Raw genomic sequence first — 19,659 nt, forward strand, 5'->3', positions numbered from 1 at the left:
TCCGGGGTCTACTCGAACGGGACGGGCGGCAGGGTGACCACCTGCGAGGCGTAACTGAGGCCCGCGCCGTAGCCGAGCAGCAGTGCGGTGTCGCCGGGCCGGGCCTTGCCGGTGGAGAGCAGGTCTTCCATCGCGAGCGGGATCGAGGCGGCCGAGGTGTTGCCGGTGTGCTCGATGTCGTTGGCGACGACGGCGCCCTCACGCAGGTGCAGGTTCTTGGCGAGCAGATCGTTGATCCGCGAGTTGGCCTGGTGCGGGACGAAGACGTCGAGGTCGGTGGCGTCGACCTTCGCGGCCTCGAGTGCACGCTGGGCGACCTTGCCCATCTCGAAGGCGGCCCAGCGGAAGACCGCGGTGCCCTCGAGCCGCAGGAACGGACGCTGGACGCGGTCGCCGTCGAGGAAGGTGACCCAGTCGATGTCCTGGCGGATGGCGTCGTACTGGCTGCCGTCGCTGCCCCAGATCACCGGGCCGAGCTGCTGCTGCTCGGTGGGGCCCACCACGACGGCACCGGCGCCGTCACCGAAGATGAAGCAGTTGGTGCGGTCGGTCATGTCGAGGGCCACCGACAGCTGCTCGGCGCCGATCACCAGCACGTGGGTCGCACTGCCGCCGCGGACCATGTCGGAGGCCAGCGCCATGCCGTAACCGAAACCGGCGCAGCCGACGGTGACGTCGAAGGCGGGCACACCGTTGCAGCCGAGCTGGGTGGCGACAGTGGTGGCACCGGCCGGGGTGAGGAGCAGGTGGGTGTTGGTCGCGAGGATCACCGCATCGATGTCGGAGCCGGAGAGCAGTGCATTCGCGATGGCCTTGCGGCCGGCATGGACGGCCATCTGGGTGACGTCCTCGTCGCGGCGGGCGAACCGGCGTGACTTGATGCCCGTACGGGTGTAGATCCACTCGTCGGAGGAGTCGATCTGCTGACAGATCTCCTCGTTGGTCACCACGCGTTCGGGACGGTATGCACCGATCCCGAGCATGCCGATGTTGTTCACCCCGGAGGTTTCGGCGATCACGGCCATGATGGTTCCTTCCGTTATGCGACCCGACATAGACCGTCTCACATTCACCCACTACTCGGAAGTAGCGGTGTCCTGTTCGACGGATCGCCGGGCGATCATCTCGTGGTAGCGGGCGCGGTCGGCGGTCATCTGATGCCCCGGGTCGTCGGCGGGCGGGGCCCACGCCGTGGAGGCGAGCCGCAGCCGTCCCGACCGCAGGTCGGCGACGACGTCGGCGAGCCAGGTCAGTTCCGCCTGCGCGAGGTCGCCGAACAGGGCGAGTGCACGCAGTGCATGAGGGGGAGCATAAGGGTTGGCCGACGGGTCGCCGTCGTCGCGGTGGCGTTGGAGCTCCGCGGTGGCCCGTCGGAGACGCTCGTCGAGGAGTTCGAGCGCATGCTCGTCACCGATCAGCGGGAGCAGGCCGAATGCCGCCTGGAATGCGGTGCGGTCGAAGATGTCCACGTCGAGGACGGCCTCGGCGATCAGTTCGTGGAGCCGTCGTGTGCCGGTGGCGGTGAGCTCGTACACGGCGACGTCGCGGGAGCCGTCACGCAGGTCGTGGCGGGTGAGCAGGCCGGATCGGCTCAGCTGGGTGAGCGCGTGGTAGATCGAGCCCGGTTGCACGTTCAGCCAGCGATCGACCTGCCAGGACAGCAACTCGCGCCGGATCTGGTAGCCGTTCACCGGTCCGAACAGGCCGACCGCGCCCAGCAGCAGCATCTGGGTCGACGTCGATCGCATGGTGATAACCCCTATCAGGCCGGTCGGTCCGGGTCTTTGTGATGTCGCGGACCGTAGCTGTCCGCTATTCGATGAATTCTTCTCGTCGAGCCGGTCGGTACCGGTGGATGTCGGTGGACGCCGTCGCCAAGGGGTGTGGCGTACATCACCATCATATGTTCAAATTTGAATAGTCGACGGAAGTCGGCTTCTCAGGTCACAGGAGAGCGATCATGATCCACGCACGAGGTCTCGTCCAGACCTTCCGGACCGGGCGCGGCAAGCAGAAACGAGAGGTGCGCGCCGTCGACGGCGTCGACCTCGACATCGCCGAAGGGGAGGTGGTCGGCTTCCTCGGGCCCAACGGTGCGGGCAAGACCACCACGCTCCGGATGCTCACCACGCTGCTCCGTCCCACCGCGGGCACCGCGACGGTCAACGGCTACGACGTCGTCGACGACGCGGTGATGGTGCGCCGCAGCATCGGCTATGTCTCGCAGGCGGGCGGCACCTTCAGTCAGGCGCAGGCCGGTGACGAGGTGGTCGATCACGGCATGCTCTACGGACTCAGCCGGGCGGAGGCGACCCGCCGCGGCAAGGTGTTGTTCGAGAAGTTCCAGCTCGACGGACTCTGGGAACGCATGCCCAAGAACATGTCCGGCGGCCAGAAACGACGCCTCGACATCGCGATGGGACTCGTCCACGACCCGACGCTGGTCTTCCTCGACGAGCCGACCACCGGACTCGATCCGCAGGCCCGCGCCAATCTGTGGGAGCACATCCGTGCGCTGCGCACCGAGCGTGGCGCGACGGTGTTCCTCACCACCCACTATCTCGACGAGGCCGACGAACTCTCGGACCGGATCATCATCATCGACAACGGCAAGATCGTCGCCGCCGACACCTCCGACAATCTCAAGGCGCATGTCTCCGGAGACCTCGTCGACCTCGAGGTGACCGAACTCGCCCATGTCGGGGTGGCCGCCGAGAAACTCGCCTCGATCGCCGGACACATCGAGACCGAAGGACGACACGTGCGAGGACGCGTGCGTCGCGCCGGTCGCGAGGTACCCGGCCTGCTTCGCGATCTCACCAGCACCGCAATCGAATTGGATTCCATCGAGGTGATCCGCCCCACCCTCGACGACGTCTTCCTCACCATGACCGGACGATCCCTGCGCGACGCCCAGGCCACCACCGAGGACGCCGCCGAGACCGAACTCGACAACGAAGGGGCGCTGCGATGACCTTCCTGCGTGAATCCCAGATCGTCTTCCGCCGCCAGATCCGGATGAACCTGCGCAACCCCGCGTGGGTGCTGATCGGTGTGATGCAGCCGGTGCTCTACCTGGTGCTGTTCGGCCCGCTGCTCAAACCCCTTGTCTCCCAGTTCCCCGGAGGCTCCGACAACGCCTACACCTTCCTCGTTCCCGGACTCCTGGTGCAGCTGGGCATGTTCGGTGCCTTCTTCGCCGGCTTCAGCCTGATCGGCGAATGGCGCGAGGGCGTGGTGGAGGCCGAACGCGTCACCCCGGCCAGCCGCACCGCACTGCTCACCGGGCGGCTGATGCGCGACGTGCTGCAACTGTTCGTGCAGGCCCTGATCCTGGTGCTGCTCGGCTGGGCGATGGGCATGCGCGGCTCGATCGTCGGGGTGATCGTCGGCATCGTGATCACCCTGATCATCGGTGGCGCATGCGCGGCGTCGTCGAATGCGTTGGCGCTCACCACCAAATCCGAGGACGTGATGGCGCCCGTGATCAACATGGTGATGATGCCGGTGCTGTTGCTGTCGGGGATCCTGCTGCCGATGACACTCGGCCCCGAATGGTTGCGTCACGTCAGCGCGATCATGCCGTTCCGCTGGGTCGTCGACGGTGTACGAGATGCGTTCGGCGGCAACATCGCCACCATGGGAGTGGTGTGGGCACTGGTCGCATCCCTGATCCTCGGCTTCCTCGGTACCTGGTGGGGCACAGCGGTGTTCCGAAAGGAAAGCGCCTAGTACTCGAGCTCGTCCTCCCGTATGAAGATGCCAGCGGCTCCGCGTTTGGTGTCTCGGGCCTGAGAATCCTCGAGATCAATGGCCGTGACCTGACGATCGGTCGCGCCGAAACATCGGCCCGGCTGGTCAGGCTGATCTGCAGGCCGCGATGCCCTCCACCGTCAGGAACTACGCCGCGGGCGCCATCGACGGAGACATCACTGAGCTGATCCACCAGCGAGCCGCACCAGAAGAAATCGACAAGACTGATCTGCCGGATTCGAATCGCGGCTCGACCTTCAGGGAGGTCGTAAAGGGTGTGGCTCCGGTGAACCGGTCGGAGCCTCCGGAACAGTGGACTGCCGGGCTCATGGCCGGTCACCGGTTCATCCACCTCAGTGTTCACGTCATCGGCGTGTGATCCGCCTCAGTGACTTCTCACGCTCCCGGGCCGGGAGTGATCAAGACCAGTTACACCAGATCAACAGTGGTCGCCGGTGGCGATGCCGAGGACGAGGCCACCTGCGAGGTCGGTGATTTGCGGCATGACAAGGCTTCTCCAGAGTGGGGTGGCCGATGACCAGCTGTGCGTGACGGCTTGTCGATGCAGCCGTTCAGCAAGTCGACCGCGCTCGTTTCTGGTTCGGTCTGTCTGTCTCGGAAACGCTCGCGGCCCCAAACAGTGTGGTTCAGGGTGGCCAGTAGATGCTGAGGTGCAGGACCTCGTGGCACCATCGCCGGCATTCGTCGGCTTCACCGGAATCTCAGTATGACGTAATGAGAAGGACGAGAATGAAGACCGAGTAGCCGGCAATCCCACCACCAACCAGCGTCGCAAGCCCGGCTGCGAGACTTTGAGTTCTGCGCCTTACCACCTCGCTGATCGCGACCACGACAGCGGCCAAGAAGGCGATCAACAGCCACACCTGAAGTAGTGACATGGTCAGCAGACTTTCCAAGCGCCTTCCCGTGACGTTGTGCCCCAAGTCCATGTTTCTGCTCGGCGCCGCCCACGCGGGCCGGGCAGGCCGACCATGCACGCGGAAGGCCGGCCGTCGACGCCCGCTCAGATGCGCATATCCCCAACCGGATCCGACGCTGCTCCGGTACCAGGCCGGAAGCTGGTCACCTGCGGCGCCGGGGGCAGCGTCACGGTCTACCCGAGGTCGTCGAAGCTGGTCACCTGTGGCGCCGGGGGCAGCGTCACGATGGCCCCCGCATAGGAGAGTCCGGCGCCGAATCCGAGGAGCATCGCGGTCTGGCCGCCCTTGGCCTTTCCGGTCGCGAGCATCTCCTCCATGGCGAGCGGGATGGATGCCGCCGAGGTGTTGCCGGTGTTCTCGATGTCGTTGGCCATCGGCAGGTCGTCGGGGAAGCCGAGGTTCTTCTTCATCAGCTCGTTGATGCGGGCGTTCGCCTGGTGCGGGACGAACACCTCGATGTCGTCGACGCTCACGCCGGAGGTCTCGATCACCTGGGCCAGGGCCTTGGGCAGGGTGATCGCCGCCCAGCGGAACACCCGCGAGCCCTGCATGGTGACGAACATCCGGCCGACGGGCTCGGTCTCGGGGTCCTTGTGCTGGAACTCCTGTGCCCGATCCATGTAGGCGGGGATGTCGAAGTTCTGGCCGATGGCGTCGGCACTCTCGCCGTCGCTGCCCCAGACGGTGGGGGAGATTCCGTTCTCCTCGCTCGGCCCGACGACCACCGCGCCGGCGCCGTCGCCGAAGATGAAGGCGGTGTTGCGATCGGTGGGTTCCATCACCACCGACATGGTCTCCACGCCGACCACCAGGACGTACTCGGCCGAACCGGCGCGCACGGTGTCGGCGGCGATCCCGAGGGCATACCCGAATCCACCGCAGCCGGCGGCGACGTCGTAGGCGGGAATGCCGTTGAGCCCGATGTCGAAGGCGATGATCGGGCCACCGTGGGGGATCTTGGTCTTCCAGCTGTTGGTGGCCAGGACCAGGGCGCCGATCTTCTCCTTGGGCACACCGGAATTGGCGATCGCACGTTCGGCGGCCGCGGCTGCCATCGACCGGGCGGTCTCGTCGCCGCTGATCCAGCGACGGTTACGGATGCCGCTTCGCTCGAAGATCCACTCGTCACTGCTGTCGAGGACCTGGCACACCTCGTCGTTGCTGACCAGACGTTTCGGTCGATAAGCGCCGATCCCGAGCATCGCGACGTTCTGATGTCCGGTCTTCGCTGCGATCTGTGCCACCGTGTCTGCCACTCCTCGAACCCTCCGCGCACCCACCCCGTTGCGGATACGCCTGCCGATTCTAAGACGTGAGGGTGTGCTCACCATCGGACCAAGGTCCTGTTCGGCGCGTTACCGTCGACGCTGTCGGGCCCGGCTGTGAGCCGCCGATCACCAGGCGTGGACGACGTTCTGCGCCACCTCGAGATCCTTGGCGATCAGTAGTTCCACGGCGTCGGCACCGTTGGTGATGAGCAGATCGACCTCGTCACGCGCCCCGGACGGAAACGGCTTGAGGACGTAGTCGGCGGGATCCTGGCGGCCCGGCGGACGCCCGATGCCCAGGCGGACCCGCAGATAATCGCGGGTACCGATGGCCTGGCTGATCGAACGCAGACCGTTGTGGCCGCCCTCGCCGCCGCCGCGCTTGAGCCGGACGAGGCCGAAGTCGATGTCGAGCTCGTCGTGCAGCACGATCAGATCGGCCGGCGCCACCTTGTAGAAGGCGGCCAGCGGCCCGATCTGGCGCCCGGTCTCGTTCATGTAGGTGCGGGCCTTGGCGACCAGCACAGAACCGCCGGCCAGCGGTACCGATGCGACCTCTGCGCCGGAGCGCTTGTGCACCGTGTACCGCTCGCCGGCGGCGGCGACCAGACGATCGGCGACCATGGCGCCGATGTTGTGTCGTGTCTTCTCGTACTTCGGTCCGGGATTGCCCAGCCCGACGATGAGTTTCACGTGAAGACACTCCTGTTGGTCGGTGGATCAGTCCGTTCGGACCGTGATCACTCGGCTGCTTCGGCGGGGGCCTCAGCACCCTCGGCGGCCTCGGCGCCCGAGTCCTCGGCGGCGGCAGTGGCCTCGTTGACGGCCACGATCAGGGTCTCGGCGTCGCTGATCAGGGTCACACCGGCAGGCAGCTCCAGGTCGGAGGCATGGATGGTGGTTCCGGCCACCTTGCCGTCGACGTCGACGACGATCTGCTCGGGGATCGACAGGGCGTCGGCCTCGACCTCGATGGCGTTGGCGTCCTGGACGACCAGGGTGCCGGACTGGGCGTCACCCTCGACGACGATGTTGACCTCGACGGTGACCTTCTCGCCGCGCTTGATGACCAGCAGGTCGGCGTGCTCGATGTAGTTGCGGATCGGGTGGACGTCGACCTGCTTGGTCAGCGCGAGCTGGTTGGTGCCCTCGATGTCGAGCTCGAGCACGGCGTTGGTGCCGTGGTTACGCAGGATGGCGGCGAACTCGCGGGCCGGGATGTTCAGGTGCTGCGGGTCGGTGCCGTGGCCGTACAGAACGGCGGGGACCTGGCCGCCGGCACGGGCGCGACGGGCGGCACCCTTGCCCTTCTCGGTGCGGGTGGTGACGGCGATGTTGTTGGTCTCGGTTGCCATGGGCATCTCCTTTGTGGGCGGCCGGCTCGGATGCCGGTCGGTGGTCGGGTCCCGGCAGACACGCCGCCCCACGACCGCCACGATGCGCACAGAGAGGGCACCGGAACAGATGTGTGGTGGTCGCGCCGATAACGGTGACTGCTCACCCTCGCCGAGACAACCCGAAAAGGATAGCCGATCACCTGCGCCGATGTCATATCCGGGGCCGGATGCCCCCGAGCGCGTCCCGGGCGAAAAGGTGCTCCGTGTGATGTGCTCGCGGGCATACTGGCCGTCATGACCTCACGGACCCCGATCGAGATCGTCACCGGATTCCTCGACTCGCTCGCCCGCGGCGACGTCGACGCCGCGATGCTCGACGTCGCCGACAACATCGACTACACCAACGTCTCGCTACCCACCGTTCGTGGAAAACGTAAGGTGGCCAAGATCTTTGCCGCGATGAAGCCGGCCCGCCTGCGGTTCAACCTCGAGATGGTCAACATCGCCGAGGACGGCACGGTGGTGCTCACCGAACGGATCGACGAGATCTCGCTGGGACGTCTGCACCTGCAGTTCTGGGTGTGCGGGCGATTCGAGGTGCGCAACGCGCAGATCGTGGTGTGGCGCGACTACTTCGACTACCTCGACATGACCAAGGCGCTGCTGCGGGGACTCGCGGCCCTGGCGGTGCCGTCGCTGGTGACACCGTTGCCGGCGCCGGGGGCGGTGTCCACGAACCGGCCCTGAGTGCTGCGATGGCCGGCCGGTCCGCGGGTACGGTGTGAGCGTGGATGCGACGATCTATCACAACCCGAGGTGTTCGACCTCGCGTAAGGCCTTGCAGGCGCTGCGCGACGCCGGTGTCGAACCGACCATCGTCAAGTACCTCGACGAGCCGTACACGCGCGAAAGACTGGTGGAGCTGTTCGCCGACGCGGGGCTCACGCCGAAGCAGGCGGTGCGCAAGCGGGAGGCGCTGTATGCCGAACTCGGTCTCGCCGAGGCCTCCGACGACGAGATCCTCGATGCGATGGTGCAGCATCCGATTCTGGTGGAACGCCCGATCGTGGTGACCGACAAGGGAACCCGGATTCCAAGGCCCTTCGAGAAGCTCGACGAGATCCTGTAGCGCCACGACATCGTCGCCCGGAGCCGTGTGCCCCGGGCGACGAGGTCGTGTCACCCGGGGTCGAGGACGAAGTCGTGACGTACCGAATCACGCCCCTGCTCATCGGGTTCCGGGTCGAGGAGTGATCCGGGCCCGGCCGCCGGGGTGACATCGCCGCCGGGCCGTCGATCACCGGTGAGGTAGAGCTGGGTGATGACCGGATGCTGCCCCTTGCCGGACACACGCAGATTCAGGTGTGCCGGTTGCCGCGGATGCCGGTCTGCTGCCCCGCCGCACGTCCCGGTCGGGCCGTCGGCCGGGATCTGTTGGGGCGCAGGCGCGATGGTGGTGATCTCATAGCGTCCCGCACCGTCGGTCACGACCGTGCCCCGCAGATTCCAGTCGGGGACGTGCCGGGTGTACCCGGAGTAGTGGCCCTCGGCGTCGGCGTGCCAGATCTCGAGGGTGGCTCCGGGTACCGGCGCACCCGAGACATCGAGCACCTGGCCGTACAGCACCAGTGGGGGCTGCGCCCGGTCGCGTGAGCGCATCGGGAGGGTGCACCTGGCGGGGAGCAGCGGGGCATCGGCGAGGTAGTACGAACCCTCGACACTTCCCGTGGGGCCCGGGAACTCTCGTGCGTCGATCGCGTCGATGTGGTGCTCGACGAAGGCCGTGGCCGCGCTCCCGGAGCCGAGGGTGATCGGATGCCCGGAGCGGTCGACGACGGTGTCGGGGGAGAGGTCGATGGCGGTCATGGTGTCCTCACTCGTCGGGAGTCGATGCGTCAGGCGGGGACGGAGTCCGGGATGGGCACGCAGGTGGGGGTGAACCTGGCCGTCGCGCCGAACCAGCGCCTGTGCGGGTCGTCGAGGTCGCTGCAGTGGGCGGCGGTCGCCGTCGTCTCGCCGAGATCGTGGAACTTGCTGCGGTAGAACAGGAGTGGTTCCGACGATGTGTCCACGTGCGCGTCGACGATCTCGCCGACGAAGATGATGTGGTCGCCGCCGTCATAGGACGCCCAGGGATTGCAGATCAGTGTCGCGGCGTTGCCGGTGAGCGCCGGGACCGGCCACGTCGAGCTCCACTCGGGTCCGGGAACCCGTGGTTTGCCCGCGAAGTGCATCGCGGTGTCGAGCTGGTCGGCGGAGAGGATGTTCACCGCGAACGGGGCGTCGTGGAGGTATCCGCACGCCGGGGATCGGCGGGTGAGTGTCACCTGACACAGCCGCGGCTCGAGGGAGATGACGGTGAACGCCGTCACCGTGGCGCCGTGGGTCTCGCCCTCGTCGTCGGTGCAGGTGATGACGGTGACACCACTGGCGAACTGGCCGAAGATGCTGCGCATCGTGCGTTCGTTCATGGGGATCAGCCTCCGTGGCTCGGCACCTTCTCGATCGGTGGGAAGGCGGTGGACGTGTGCCGTGGAACCCAATCTATGACCGAGGTCACACCACATCGATCCGGATTGCGAAGCCACCATCCGGATTGCGTGACGAGATCACCCGGGCCGTCCTCGCCGCACCGTCGGCCCGGGTGATCAGCCCGGCCGCCACCGGCATCGTGACCCGGCGGCGGCACGCGCCGGCTCCGGGGGACGCACCAAAACAGCCGCGCCGGGTCGTTCACGAGGAACGACCCGGCGCGGTGAGTGATCCGGACGGTGACCGGTCAGGCGATGCCGTCGAACAGGCTGGTGACCGAACCGTTCTCGAACACCTCGCGGATGGTCTGGGCCAGCAGCGGGGCGATCGACAGGACGGTGAGCGTCGGGAAGCGCTTGGACTCCGGGATCGGCAGCGTGTCGGTCGCGATGACCTCCTTGGCGCCGCAACTGGCCAGCCGCTCGGTGGCCGGCTCGGAGAACACGCCGTGGGTGGTGGCGATGACGACGTCACCGGCGCCGGCGTCCTTGAGCTTGCTGACCGCGCCGGCGATGGTGCCGCCGGTGTCGATCATGTCGTCGATCAGCACGCAGGTGCGGCCCTGCACGTCACCGACGACGCGGTGGGCGACCACCTGGTTGGCGACCAGCGGGTCGCGGGTCTTGTGGATGAAGGCCACCGGTGCGCCACCGAGGGCGTCGGCCCACTTCTCGGCCACGCGCACACGACCGGAGTCGGGGGAGACGATGGCGATGTTGTCGGTGCCGTAGTTGGAGCGCACGTAGTCGGCGAGCTGGCCGAGGGCGTGCATGTGGTCGACCGGGCCGTCGAAGAAGCCCTGGATCTGGTCGGTGTGCAGGTCGACGGTGATGATGCGGTCGGCGCCCGCGGTCTTCATCAGGTCGGCGATCAGCCGGGCGGAGATGGGCTCACGGCCGCGGTGCTTCTTGTCCTGACGGGCGTAGGGGTAGAACGGCAGGATCACGCTGATGCGCTTGGCGGAGCCGCGCTTGAGGGCGTCGATCATGATCAGCGACTCCATCACCCACTCGTTGAGCGGGGCGGGGCAGCTCTGCAGGACGAATGCGTCCGACCCACGGACGGACTCCTCGAACCGGACGAACAGCTCGCCGTTGGCGAAGTTCCGTGCGGTTTGCGGGGTGACCTTGATGCCCAGTTCGTCGGCGACGGCCTGTGCGAGCTCGGGGTGGGCGCGTCCCGAGAACAACATCAGGTTCTTCTGGTTATCGGTGGTCCAGGTCATGAAAACTCTTCTACTCGAACGGATGTGGGCCGTGGTGGACGATGGGCTGCCGGTTGCACCGGGGTCAGGAGCCGTCGGGGTCGGACCGGTCGGCACCCGATGCACGGGCGGCTCGGGCCGCAGCGGTGTCGGGCCGCTTGCGAACCACCCAGTTCTCGATGTTGCGTTGTTGACCCGCGGACACCGCGAGTGCCCCGGGCGGGACATCGTCCCGCACGACGGTACCCGCACCGGTGTAGGCGCCGTCACCGACCCGTACGGGTGCGACGAACATGTTGTCAGAACCGGTGCGGCAGTGTGAGCCGATCACCGTTTGATGTTTGTTCACCCCGTCGTAGTTCACGAACACACTGGACGCCCCGATGTTCGATTCGTCACCGATGGTGGCGTCGCCGACGTAGGTCAGATGCGGGACCTTGCTGCCCGCGCCGATCCGCGCGTTCTTGGTCTCGACGAACGTGCCGATCTTGCCGCCGGCGCCCAGGTCGGTGCCGGGACGCAGATAGGCGAACGGTCCGACGGTGGCGTCGTCGGCGATCACCGCATCGCTGCCGTGGGTGCGGATCACCTGGGCGCGGTCGCCCACGGAGACATCGCGCAGGGTGGTGTCGGGTCCGATCACCACGTCCTCGCCGATCACGGTGGCGCCCTGCAGCTGGGTGCCGGGCTCGATGCGGGTGTCGGCGCCGATCCGGACGTCGACGTCGATCCAGGTGGTCGCCGGGTCGACGATGGTGACCCCGGCGAGCTGATGGGCCCGCACGATCCGACGGTTGAGGGCACCGGCCAGCTCCGACAGCTGGGCGCGGTCATTGCAGCCGGCCACCAGGATCGGGTCGTCGACGATGTGTGCGCGCACGGTCTGGCCGTCGCTGTCGGCGATCTCCACCACGTCGGTCAGGTAGTACTCGCCCTGCGCGTTGTCGGTGGACAGGTTGCCCAGTGCGGCGCGCAGCACGGCGGCGTCGAAGGCGTAGACACCGGCGTTGACCTCGGTGATGGCGAGCTCGGCCGCGTCGGCGTCCTTGTGCTCGACGATCGCGCGGACCGCGGCGTCGGCGTCGCGACGGATCCGCCCGTAGCCGGTGGGATCGGCGGCGACGAAGCCGGTCAGCGTGACCGCCGCACCGTCGTCGCCGGAGTGGGTGGCGACCAGCGCGGCCAGGGTGGCGCCGTCGAGCAGTGGCACGTCGGCGGCGGTGACCAGCACGGTGCCGGTGAAGTCGTCGGGCAGTGCCCGCAGCCCGGCGAGCACGGCATCGCCGGTGCCCAGCGGCTGCTCCTGCACGGCCAGGACGACGGGCCGGCCGAGCTGCGTGGCGACGGCCTGCACCTCGGCCGAGACGCGTTCGCGTTCGTGGCCGACGACGGCGATCAGGTGGGCCGGATCCAGTTCGGCGGCGCCGTGCAGGGCGTGGGCGACCAGGGTGCGACCGGCCAGCGCGTGCAGGATCTTGGGGGTCTTCGACTTCATCCGGGTGCCCGCGCCCGCAGCGAGGACGATGACGGCGGTCGTCGGTTGGGACGTCTGTGACATGACGGACTCCGATGTCGGGATTCCTGTCTGGCCCGGGGAGGCCAGGTGCCGACAGCGGTCGGCGCGGCAACGGACCGATAGTACTGAGTCGCCTCCTGGGCGTGGTCTCGTCCCCCGGCGCGTCGCACCGCCTGATAGAAACCAGTGGGACTCTCATCACATCGACTGCTCGACCATGAAGGAGAACTCAATGGCTCAGAAGACTGCAATCGTCACCGGTTCGGCTCGGGGGATCGGGGCCGCGGTGGCCAAGCGGCTGGCCGACGACGGCCTGGCCGTCGCGGTGCTCGACCTCAAGGAAGAGGACTGTGCGGCCACGGTCTCGGCGATCACCGAGGCCGGCGGCAAGGCGATCGCGGTGGGCGCGGACGTGTCCGACGAGGCGTCGGTGGCCGCGGCCGTGGAGAAGGTGGCCGCCGAACTCGGTGCGCCGACCGTGCTGGTCAACAACGCCGGCATCATCCGCGACAACATGCTGTTCAAGATGACCGTCGCCGACTGGGATGCGGTGATGGGTGTGCACCTGCGCGGCGCGTTCCTGATGAGCCGGGCCTGCCAGAAGCACATGGTGGACGCCAACTGGGGCCGCATCGTCAACCTGTCGTCGACCTCGGCGCTCGGTAACCGCGGCCAGGCCAACTACTCGGCCGCCAAGGCCGGCATGCAGGGCTTCACCAAGACCCTCGCGATCGAGCTGGGCAAGTTCGGTGTCACCGCCAACGCGATCGGCCCGGGCTTCATCGAGACCGAGATGACCGCCGCGACCGCCGCCCGCATGGGTGTGCCGTTCGAGGACTTCAAGGCCGCCATCGCCGGCCAGACCCCGGTCAACCGCGTCGGCGTGCCCGAGGACATCGCGCACACCGTCTCGTTCTTCGCCAGCGAGGGTGCGGGCTACGTGTCGGGCCAGGTCATCTACGTCGCCGGTGGCCCCAAGGACTGATCGCCGATCGGTATCGCGCTCTGCCGGTACCGATCACGCTGCGCGGCGAGGCCTGTGGCACAATCGTCTGCGCAGTATTCCCCCATGGTGTAATCGGCAACACTTCTGATTTTGGTTCAGGCATTCCAGGTTCGAGCCCTGGTGGGGGAGCAGCGGGCACGGCCAGCCCAGAGCTGGTTTTGCTTACGCTCCATTCGTTGGATGCGGATGTCTCGCGGATGTCGCACGTGGCCATACGAAAGACGAACGATTCCGATCAGGTGTCACCCGCACCGGCCTGGGTCTGGCGAGGGTTCGGCCAGGATCTCCATCGGGTCGGCCGGGAGTCCGCCGCTCACCGACGCGCTGCCGATTACGCCTGCAGTGCCGGTCAACTGTCGAGTCGTGGCATATGCAGGCGGCTCGTGGTGGTAAGTGGCACAACGTAGTTCGCAGCTTCACTCGGAATCGATCACAGACGTCGACGGTCGGCGAGTCGGTGCTGAACCCGAGTTTCCGATATGCCAGAACGCCTTTGCGCACGCCGACGTGGGCGGCCACCAAGGTGTGTCGCACCCCCCGGCGTTGGTGGGGAGAAAACCGGCGCCCGTGCCGATCGGTCGGTCATCACGACTGACTGCACGCACCCCGGCGTGTGTCAGCCTGCAGCACAATGACCAACGGCGACGATCCACCCGAACGTACGACAGGCCCGAGGCGTGTGGTCGAGACTCGGCGGGCGGGTGGCCCCGAACCCGAGGGCCTGTGAATCCCGCTAGGCGGACTCGACGCCCGCCCGTCGGGCGAGATGCTCGTTGCGTCGCCAGAACAGTGGTTTGGCGATCTCGGTGGCCGCCGCGTAGGCCACGGCGATCGCCAGCATCAGCGCGGCCAGCGACAGCGGCAGCACCGACAACCGCAGGATGGTGCCGGCAGGGGTCAGCACCAATGCGAAGGCCACCGCCACCACACCCGCCGACAACCCGATCAGCATGCCGCTCGGACGACTGTGCCAAGCCGGACCGCGGGTCCGGAGGATGAACAGGATGAACACCTCGGTCAGCACCGACGCCAGGAACCATGCGGCCTGGAACTCGCTCTCCCCGGCGCCGACCGCCAGCCGCAGCACCGCGAACGCGGCCAGGTCGAAGATCGAGCTGATCGCCCCGAAGACCACCATGTAGTTGACGATCAACCGCATGTCCCAGCGCTGCGGCGAGGCCACCTGCCGATCGTCGACGCGGTCGGTCGCGATGGCCGCCGCGGGCAGATCCGACAGCAGGTTGATCGCCAGGATCTGCGCGGCCAGCAACGGCAGGAACGGCAGCACCAGTGACGCGATCGCCATCGAGATCATGTTCCCGAAGTTCGCGCTCGTCGTCATCTGGATGTACTTCATCGTGTTGGCGAAGGTGCGACGCCCGGCACGCATCCCGTCGAGCAGGCTGCGAAGGTCCTTCTCCAGCATCACGATCGACGCCGACGACGCGGCGACGTCGGCGGCGCCCTTGACCGAGATCCCGACATCGGCGGCGTGCAGCGCCGGGGCGTCGTTGATCCCGTCGCCCATGTATCCCACGATCTGCCCGGCGGCGGTCAGACCCGTGACGATCCGCTCCTTGTGGTGCGGGGTGGTCTCACAGAACACGCGGACGGCCGGCAGTCGGCGTGCGAGCTCGGCGTCGTCGGCGTCGTCGATCTGCCGACCGGTCATCACCGCCCGAGGATCGAGGCCGAGCTCGCCGGCGATGTGGGTGGCCACAGGCAGTGCGTCACCGGTGATCATCCGGACAGTCACCCCGGCGTCGGCGAAGCCCGCGACGGTGCTCGCCGCGTCGGGTTTCACCGGGTCGGCGAAGCTCAGCAGCCCGACCAGGGTCAGCCCGGTCTCCGAGGCCGGACCCATCTCCACAGCCGCGGACGCGGATTCCCTTGTCGCGACCGCCAGCACCCGGAATCCCTGCGCTCCGAGCCCGGCGACGACGTCGCGGACCGACGCGATCACATCGTCGAGCGGGACGAGGCCGTCGGCGGTCCGAGCGGTGTCGCAGACCTCGAAGACCTTCTCGACCGCGCCCTTGGTGACCAGCAGCGGGCGGCCGGCACTCCCGGCCCGGTCGTCGACCAGGACCGACAGACGCTTGCGGACGAAGTCGTAGGGCACCTCGCCGAGCGCCCGGGCACCGTCGAGGTCGACGCCGGCGGCCGTCGCCGCGGTGACGATGGCCGCGTCCATCGCGTTGACCAGACCGGTCTGCAATGTCGCGTTGAGCGCGGCGACACGCAGCAGGCCGGCATCGGGTTGACCGGTCAGGTCGAGGGCCCCGGACAGGTCGATCCGGCCGAGGGTCATCGTGCCCGTCTTGTCGGTGCACAGCGTGGTCATCGCGCCGAAATCCTCGATCGCGTTGAGTCGCTTGATGATCACCCGATGACGGGCGATGACCTTCGATCCCTGTGCCAGGGAGAGGCCGACGATGGCGGGCAGCAGCTGCGGGGTGAGTCCCACCGCGAGCGACAACGAGAACAGGGCGGAGTCGATCACTGCGCGATGCAGGACGAGGTTCACCACGAAGATCACCGCGACCAGCACCACCATCACCCGGGTCAACAGCAGGCCGAACCGGGTCATCCCGCGCTCGAATCCGGTCGGATGTTGCTTCTTCCCCAACGATGCTGCCACGCCACCGAACTCGGTGTCCCGACCGGTGGCCACGATCATCGCCCGCCCCGATCCGGACTGGACGTGGGTGCCGGCGAAGACCATGTTGGCGCGGTCGGCGAGTTCGGTCCCGGGGTCGAGGACCTGAGGTGACTTGGTCGCCGGGAACGTCTCACCGGTGAGGCTCGACTGGTCGAGCTGGAGATCGGTGGCCGCCACCACCACCGCGTCGGCCGGAATGATGTCGCCCGCACGGATGACGATCACGTCACCGGGCACGACCTCGTCGAACGGGACCTCGACCTCGGCGCCGTCGCGCCGGCACGTCGCCGACAACCGGATGGTGCCGAGCAGCCGGTCCATCGACGACTGGGCGCCGCGTTCCTGGACGAAGTCGAGAAGTCCCGACAGGAGCACGATCGTCAGGATGATGGCGGCGTCGAGCCAGTCGCCGAGCAGCCCCGAGATGAGGGTGGCCACCACCAGGATCAGGATGATCGGGCTGGTGAACTGGTGCACCAGCAGACGCCAGGCCGAGTTGGCGTGCGACGTCGACACTGCACGCGCGCGGGTGGCAGGGAGCGCGGCATGGGCGGCGTCGGCGCTGAGTCCGTCTGGTCCGGAAGAGAACTCGCGGGCCAACTGATCCGGTGGTGACGCCCACGGCGGCGACTCTGTCTGCACGTTCGCTGATCATACGATCATCTCCAGGGAATGCGGCGTCGGTGTCGTCGGCCCGGGGGACACCGGCCGGAGCCCTCCTCCGAGCCCACGGTGATACTGAACCCATGGGTTACCCGCAGTATCCGCCGCACCATCCCGGCGACGTCGAGGCGTTGATCCGCGCCTATCCGCTCGCCTGGGTCATCCCGACCGCGGACCCGTTCACCGCCACACCGCTGCCGCTGCTGCCGGAGATGGCGGGCACCGAACTCGATGCACTGTTCGGGCATCTGTCCCGCCGCAACCCCATGCTCGCGGTACTCGCCGACGACCCCACCGTCACCATCCTGTTCCAGGGGCCGCAGGGCTACATCTCGCCGCGCCTGGTCGGCGATCCGACGTGGGGTCCCACCTGGAACTACGCGGTGATCCGGGTGCGGGCGCGGATCGAGATGGTTCCCGACGAGCTCGACGACGCACTGAGCACGCTCGCGACCGCCGTCGAGGCCGACCACCGTGAGCCGTGGGAGCCGTCGGAGATGGGGGAGCGCTATGACCTGTTGCGGCGCTACATCACCGCGTTCCGCGCGCACGTCGACGCGGTCCATTCGACGTTCAAACTCGGGCAGGACGAGAACGACCACGACTTCCGCGCCATCGTCTCGGGCATGGACGATCCCGAACTGGCCGCCTGGATGGAACGGATGCGCGGGGACGTCAGGAGACGATGATCGCGATCGCCGCCACCACCAGCACGATCAGCAGGACGAACAGCGATGCGCCGACGATCACCGCGACCCGGACGCCGGAGTCGTCGGGGCGGTAGGGCCCAGGTGGTCCCGGGGGTCCCGACATCGCAGGTGGTCCCGACATCGCAGGGGGTCCCGATGTGGCAGACGGTCCGGCCATCGGGGCCGGTTGCCCGAACGGGACCGGACCGGCACCGGTGATCTGCGGTGCCACCGGCGGGATCGGGATGATCGGCGGCAGGCCGGGATTCGCGCCCGGCAGCCCCTGCGGGGTGGGCGGGACCGGTGGGGCCGAGGGCATCGGGGCGGCCGCATGCGGGACCTGTGCGTGTGGCGGAGGCAGCATCACCAGACGTCCCTCGAGGGCATCGCGTGCGGCGCGGGCCATCTCGCCGGCCGTGGCGAACCGGTCGACCGGATTCTTCGCCATCCCGCGCGCGATCACCGGATCGAAGGGGCTGCCGAGTACCGGTGGTGGCTGGTTCAGGTGGGCGGCCACCAGTATCTGGAGATCGCCCGCGCCGAAAGGCGGTGCAGCGGTCAGACATTCGACGAGGACACAGGTGAGGGCGTAGATGTCGGCGGCGGGGGTGGCGATGTTGCCCGCACCGAATCGTTCCGGCGCCATGTAGGCGAACGACCCGACCGCCGCACCGGTGTCGGTGAGTCGCGGATCGGTGGTGGTCTGGGCGAGCCCGAAGTCGGTGAGGTAGGCGAAGTCGCCGCCGTCGATCAGGACGTTGTCGGGTTTGACGTCGCGGTGGACCAGTCCGGCCGCGTGCGCCGCATCGAGGGCGTGGGCGACCTGTTCGACGATCGACACGACCTGATCGGCGGGCAGCGGCCCACCTGCCAGCAGACCCCGCAGATCGGCACCGTCGGACACGATGCGCATGTCGAGGAAGAGATGTCCGGTGATCTCACCCCAGTCGTGGATCGGGATGATGTGCGGGTCGTTGAGCTGTGCGGCCATCCGGGACTCGCGGAGGAACCGTTCGCGGAAGACACTGTCCCCGGCGTACTGCGGCGCCAGCAGCTTCAACGCCACGGTGCGTCCGCGGCGCTCGTCGCGGGCCTGATAGACCTCGCCCATCGCGCCGCGACCCAGGAGCCGCTCGAGGGTGTAGTCACCCAGCGTGGAGCCACTCCGATCGGCAGGGTCATGCATCGTGCGGTGTGTCCTCCTGCCACCTGGGCGCCGGTTCTTTGCGGGTACGCTACCCGCTCATCGGACGTCGGGGCAGCCGGACTCGCAGTCGGTGGATGGATGTGTCGACTGTTCGGACGGTGTGGTCGCGCCGGGGACCGTGGTATCCGACAGATCGGACCCGGCACCGCCCTCGGACCGGGTATGTCGAGCGTCTAGCCTGTGACGATGGGGAGCGGATCAGAGCAGAACCGGCGTCCGCTGCGCGTCGACGCCGAACGCAACCGGCGGCGCATCATCGCCGCCGCGCGGGAACTGTTCGCCGACCGCGGACTCGACGTCTCACTCGACGACGTCGCCGAGCATGCCGGTGTCGGGGTGGGCACGGTGTACCGGCGCTTCGCCAACCGTGACGAGCTGATCGCGGGCGTGCTCGTCGAGCATCTGCACGAGGTCGTCGACCATGCCCGCGCAGCGCGCGACAACCCCGACCCGTGGTCGGGTGTGGTGGAGATGGTGGACGGTGTCGTCGGATCGATGGCCGCCGACCGCGGGCTGCGGGCGGTGATCACCCGCTCCGATCACGAGCAGCCCGAGATCGCCGCACTCAAGACCGACCTCGGTGAGCAGGCGTGGGCGGTGTTCGACAGGGCGGTGGCCGCCGGTGTGCTGCGCCCGGATCTGGCGGCCAGTGACATGTTCGCGATCGTGGCCATGCTCACCGCGGTCGCCGAGGTCACCGAGTCGGCGGTACCCGGCACCTGGCGTCGCTACCGGGAACTGCTGCTCGACAGCATCCGGACCGAGCCGGTGCGCTCGGAGCTGACCGTGGCCGCGCTCACCGAGGACCAGATGAACATCGCGCACCGCGACACCCTGGAAGCGGTGCGGCGGGCGTTCTCGACCAAGGACTGACCGCACGT

Annotated in this window: 20 protein-coding genes and 1 tRNA gene; 9 read left to right on the plus strand and 12 right to left on the minus strand. The window is 67.8% G+C overall.

The window, feature by feature from the left end:
* Window positions 1-8: 8 nt before the first annotated feature.
* Entirely contained in the window at window positions 9-1,025 is a 1,017-nt protein-coding gene (locus tag GD1_RS10080; protein WP_020792065.1) for a beta-ketoacyl-ACP synthase III, read from the minus strand.
* Window positions 1,026-1,076: 51 nt separating this feature from the next.
* Window positions 1,077-1,748: a PadR family transcriptional regulator gene (locus GD1_RS10085; RefSeq protein ID WP_053778473.1), complete on the minus strand. Its 672-nt coding sequence runs from the start codon at window positions 1,746-1,748 to the stop codon at window positions 1,077-1,079.
* 212 nt (window positions 1,749-1,960) lie between these two features.
* Between GD1_RS10085 and GD1_RS10090 the strand changes: the two genes are divergently transcribed.
* The 3 genes from GD1_RS10090 to GD1_RS24690 all read left to right on the plus strand — a co-directional run bounded on the left by GD1_RS10090 (window position 1,961) and on the right by GD1_RS24690 (window position 4,132).
* The gene (locus GD1_RS10090; protein ID WP_059036907.1) at window positions 1,961-2,974 is read left to right on the plus strand and encodes an ATP-binding cassette domain-containing protein; all 1,014 of its coding nucleotides are present in this window, start codon (window positions 1,961-1,963) and stop codon (window positions 2,972-2,974) included.
* Window positions 2,971-3,732 (plus strand): ABC transporter permease, encoded by a 762-nt coding sequence (locus GD1_RS10095; RefSeq protein WP_020792876.1) that lies wholly within the window; start codon window positions 2,971-2,973, stop codon window positions 3,730-3,732. Before GD1_RS10090 ends, GD1_RS10095 begins: the two co-directional genes overlap by 4 nt.
* A 148-nt stretch (window positions 3,733-3,880) precedes the next feature.
* Window positions 3,881-4,132: a hypothetical protein gene (locus tag GD1_RS24690; RefSeq protein ID WP_059036908.1), complete on the plus strand. Its 252-nt coding sequence runs from the start codon at window positions 3,881-3,883 to the stop codon at window positions 4,130-4,132.
* A gap of 343 nt (window positions 4,133-4,475) precedes the next feature.
* On the opposite strand, the gene GD1_RS10105 is transcribed toward GD1_RS24690, so the two are convergent.
* From GD1_RS10105 to GD1_RS10120, 4 genes are all read right to left on the minus strand, one after another.
* Complete coding sequence (locus GD1_RS10105) at window positions 4,476-4,652, minus strand: hypothetical protein (RefSeq protein WP_157079432.1); 177 nt, start codon at window positions 4,650-4,652, stop codon at window positions 4,476-4,478.
* 215 nt (window positions 4,653-4,867) lie between these two features.
* Window positions 4,868-5,938, minus strand: coding sequence for a beta-ketoacyl-ACP synthase 3 (locus GD1_RS10110; protein WP_053778492.1), 1,071 nt, complete (start codon window positions 5,936-5,938; stop codon window positions 4,868-4,870).
* 150 nt (window positions 5,939-6,088) lie between these two features.
* Window positions 6,089-6,655, minus strand: a complete 567-nt coding sequence (pth, locus tag GD1_RS10115; protein WP_059036910.1) for an aminoacyl-tRNA hydrolase — start codon at window positions 6,653-6,655, stop codon at window positions 6,089-6,091.
* Between the two features lie 47 nt (window positions 6,656-6,702).
* Complete coding sequence (locus tag GD1_RS10120; RefSeq protein ID WP_053778491.1) at window positions 6,703-7,317, minus strand: 50S ribosomal protein L25/general stress protein Ctc; 615 nt, start codon at window positions 7,315-7,317, stop codon at window positions 6,703-6,705.
* 276 nt (window positions 7,318-7,593) lie between these two features.
* Here GD1_RS10120 and GD1_RS10125 point away from each other — a divergent pair, with 276 nt between their 5' ends.
* Both GD1_RS10125 and arsC read left to right on the plus strand, forming a co-directional pair.
* Window positions 7,594-8,046 carry a limonene-1,2-epoxide hydrolase family protein gene (locus GD1_RS10125; RefSeq protein WP_053778490.1) on the plus strand — a complete coding sequence of 151 codons (453 nt, stop codon included), beginning with the start codon at window positions 7,594-7,596 and terminating at the stop codon, window positions 8,044-8,046.
* A 40-nt stretch (window positions 8,047-8,086) separates the two neighbouring features.
* Window positions 8,087-8,428 carry an arsenate reductase (glutaredoxin) gene (gene arsC, locus GD1_RS10130; protein ID WP_020792483.1) on the plus strand — a complete coding sequence of 114 codons (342 nt, stop codon included), beginning with the start codon at window positions 8,087-8,089 and terminating at the stop codon, window positions 8,426-8,428.
* A gap of 50 nt (window positions 8,429-8,478) precedes the next feature.
* On the opposite strand, the gene GD1_RS10135 is transcribed toward arsC, so the two are convergent.
* The 4 genes from GD1_RS10135 to glmU all read right to left on the minus strand — a co-directional run bounded on the left by GD1_RS10135 (window position 8,479) and on the right by glmU (window position 12,593).
* Complete coding sequence (locus GD1_RS10135) at window positions 8,479-9,165, minus strand: dioxygenase family protein (protein WP_059036911.1); 687 nt, start codon at window positions 9,163-9,165, stop codon at window positions 8,479-8,481.
* Window positions 9,166-9,194: 29 nt separating this feature from the next.
* Window positions 9,195-9,770 (minus strand): flavin reductase family protein, encoded by a 576-nt coding sequence (locus GD1_RS10140; RefSeq protein WP_059036912.1) that lies wholly within the window; start codon window positions 9,768-9,770, stop codon window positions 9,195-9,197.
* Window positions 9,771-10,078: 308 nt separating this feature from the next.
* A complete protein-coding gene (locus GD1_RS10145) occupies window positions 10,079-11,056 on the minus strand; it encodes a ribose-phosphate diphosphokinase (RefSeq protein ID WP_053778470.1) in 978 nt (325 codons plus the stop codon).
* Between the two features lie 64 nt (window positions 11,057-11,120).
* Complete coding sequence (gene glmU / locus GD1_RS10150; protein WP_059036913.1) at window positions 11,121-12,593, minus strand: bifunctional UDP-N-acetylglucosamine diphosphorylase/glucosamine-1-phosphate N-acetyltransferase GlmU; 1,473 nt, start codon at window positions 12,591-12,593, stop codon at window positions 11,121-11,123.
* A 190-nt stretch (window positions 12,594-12,783) separates the two neighbouring features.
* On the opposite strand from glmU, the gene GD1_RS10155 reads away from it, so the two are divergent.
* Both GD1_RS10155 and GD1_RS10160 read left to right on the plus strand, forming a co-directional pair.
* Window positions 12,784-13,536 carry an SDR family oxidoreductase gene (locus tag GD1_RS10155; RefSeq protein ID WP_059036914.1) on the plus strand — a complete coding sequence of 251 codons (753 nt, stop codon included), beginning with the start codon at window positions 12,784-12,786 and terminating at the stop codon, window positions 13,534-13,536.
* A gap of 78 nt (window positions 13,537-13,614) precedes the next feature.
* Window positions 13,615-13,686: transfer RNA gene (locus tag GD1_RS10160), tRNA-Gln, on the plus strand.
* Between the two features lie 604 nt (window positions 13,687-14,290).
* Here GD1_RS10160 and mgtA read toward each other — a convergent pair.
* Window positions 14,291-16,861, minus strand: coding sequence for a magnesium-translocating P-type ATPase (mgtA, locus tag GD1_RS10165; RefSeq protein ID WP_059036915.1), 2,571 nt, complete (start codon window positions 16,859-16,861; stop codon window positions 14,291-14,293).
* A 104-nt stretch (window positions 16,862-16,965) separates the two neighbouring features.
* Between mgtA and GD1_RS10170 the strand changes: the two genes are divergently transcribed.
* Window positions 16,966-17,571, plus strand: coding sequence for an FMN-binding negative transcriptional regulator (locus GD1_RS10170; protein WP_020792556.1), 606 nt, complete (start codon window positions 16,966-16,968; stop codon window positions 17,569-17,571).
* Here GD1_RS10170 and GD1_RS10175 read toward each other — a convergent pair.
* Window positions 17,558-18,757 carry a serine/threonine-protein kinase gene (locus tag GD1_RS10175; protein WP_059036916.1) on the minus strand — a complete coding sequence of 400 codons (1,200 nt, stop codon included), beginning with the start codon at window positions 18,755-18,757 and terminating at the stop codon, window positions 17,558-17,560. The genes GD1_RS10170 and GD1_RS10175 overlap by 14 nt on opposite strands.
* Before the next feature lie 207 nt (window positions 18,758-18,964).
* On the opposite strand from GD1_RS10175, the gene GD1_RS10180 reads away from it, so the two are divergent.
* A complete protein-coding gene (locus GD1_RS10180; RefSeq protein ID WP_157079433.1) occupies window positions 18,965-19,651 on the plus strand; it encodes a TetR/AcrR family transcriptional regulator in 687 nt (228 codons plus the stop codon).
* Window positions 19,652-19,659: the final 8 nt, after the last annotated feature.

Source organism: Gordonia desulfuricans NBRC 100010 (assembly GCF_001485495.1).
GTDB lineage: Bacteria > Actinomycetota > Actinomycetes > Mycobacteriales > Mycobacteriaceae > Gordonia > Gordonia desulfuricans.